Annotated in this window: 2 protein-coding genes; one reads left to right on the top strand and one right to left on the bottom strand. The window is 45.2% G+C overall.

All coding sequences use genetic code 11. From position 1 onward, the window contains the following. The first annotated feature begins 76 nt into the window (after positions 1 to 76). Positions 77 to 658, top strand: a complete 582-nt coding sequence (locus B7X71_RS17565; RefSeq protein ID WP_293599201.1) for a nitroreductase family protein — start codon at positions 77 to 79, stop codon at positions 656 to 658. A gap of 42 nt (positions 659 to 700) precedes the next feature. On the opposite strand, the gene B7X71_RS17560 is transcribed toward B7X71_RS17565, so the two are convergent. Next, positions 701 to 1,103: thiamine pyrophosphate-dependent enzyme (locus tag B7X71_RS17560; RefSeq protein WP_293601690.1), on the bottom strand; the 403-nt coding region annotated here is incomplete at its 5' end.

Raw genomic sequence — 1,103 nt, 5'->3', positions numbered from 1 at the left:
AACGCTTTTTGTTTTTTGCTGACGCCAATCATCCACAAAACCTCTACTATCAACGGATATCGTAGTGCTTGCCAAAGTGATCTCATTAGACGATTACGCAGATGTATTGATTCACGGACGGGTTCATGTTTCGCCAAAGCGCTTAATTGAACCCGGCCCTACTGCAGAGCAAAAAAAGCAAATTCTTCAATCCGCAAAAGCAGCTCCGGATCATGGCAGAAATACACCTTGGCATTTTTATGAAGTAAGCGAGTCCAGTCGACATTTATTGGGCTCAGTATTCAAGGAATGTCTCCTGGAGCGTGATCCCCAAGCAAGCCCACTACAACTCCAAGAGGCTCAAGAAAAGGCATTTCGGGGTCCCTTATTGCTTCTAGCAGTTGCAAAACTAGCTAGTACTGCTGACGGGGTAAGTGAGCAGGAGAAAATGGTTTCCTTGGGATGCGCAATTCAGAATATTCTATTAATGGCACATTCGCTGGGTTTTGGTTCGGGTTTATCCAGCGGCAAAGCAATCACCAATAAACGTCTCAAGCAACTCTTTGCCTTATCGGCAGATGACGTGCCTGTATGCTTTATTACCATTGGCACAGTATCTATAATTAAGTCCAGTAGCGCATTGCGACCGGACTTATCTGTTTACCACTCGATTTTTTAGAATGACTGCGAAACAATAATAGTTCCGCAGTCATCGATAGTTTTATACGTAGTCTTTATATTTCTCAAGGAAACGTACAGGCTTTGATAAAGCATCGCGACGGAATGGGTCACCTAATTCACGGGTACACATAATCTCGACTACACAGGTTTTGCCTTCATTCATCTGCATATCAATCGCCTTCTTCAGGGCTGGGCCAACTTGATCTAATTGATCAACCACGATTCCCTCTGCACCCATGGATTGAGCAATACCAGCAAAACTTGGGCTCTCGAGCTCACCCGCAACAAATCGACGGTTGTAGAAATCGACCTGATTTTTCTTCTCAGCACCCCACTGGCGATTATGAAACACTACCGCTGTTACCGGGATGTTATGACGAACTGCAGTCATGATCTCCACCATACTCATTGCCCATGCACCATCACCAGCATAGGCGATCGCT

This window comes from Polynucleobacter sp. 39-46-10, assembly GCF_002282275.1.
This window is presented reverse-complemented; position numbering and strand designations above follow the sequence as displayed.